A 729-nucleotide genomic window follows, 5' to 3' on the forward strand; every position below is an offset into this window, starting at 1 on the left:
CCTTCAGCATCGACCGCGGCGGACGGATAGCCACCTTCCCGCTCGGGGGCGCGCTGTGGGCGGTACGCGTCGACGGCGCGCCGTTCCCGGTGTCGGCCGCCGGCCCGGTGGTGGACCCGCGCCTGTCCCCGGACGGGCGGCGGATCGGCTACCTCACCGGGGGCGCGCTGCACGTCGTGGAGCTGCCGGCGCCGGACGGCACGGCGGTTGGCGGGACAACCGCTACCGACGCGGCGGGCCCGGCCGCCGCTGCCCGGCGTGGACACGGCGCGGGCACGGACCGGCTGCTGCTCGCGCCGGAGGGCCCCGAGGTCAGCACGGGCTGCCCGAGTACGTCGCCGCCGAGTCGATGGGCCGCGACCGCGGCTTCTGGTGGGCTCCCGACGGGAGGTCACTGCTCGTGGCGCGGGTGGACGTCAGCCCCGTACGGCACGTGTTCATCGGCGACGCGGCGCATCCGGAGCGGCGGCCACGCGCGGTGCGCTACCCGTCGGCCGGCACCGCCAACGCGGACGTGTCCCTGCACGTCGTCGGCCTCGACGGCCAGCGCACCGACGTGTGTTGGGACCGGACCGCGTTCGAGTACCTGGTCACCGCGGGCTGGGAGGACGGAAACACCCTGGCGGGCGCGAACACGGGCGCGGACACGGGCGCGGGCGCCCCGGCGTCCGTCGCGGCGTCGGGCGCCGGCGCACGGCCGCGGCCCGTCCTGTCCGTGCAGAGCCGCGA

General features: G+C 77.8%; 1 protein-coding gene. It reads left to right on the forward strand.

Going from position 1 to position 729, the window contains the following annotated elements:
* Positions 1–349 precede the first annotated feature (349 nt).
* Positions 350–729, forward strand: a 380-nt coding sequence (locus tag KUM32_RS45525; RefSeq protein WP_374227606.1) for a DPP IV N-terminal domain-containing protein, incomplete at its 3' end; no start/stop codon positions are given.

The sequence above is a fragment of the Streptomyces sp. AC627_RSS907 genome (genome assembly GCF_019049165.1).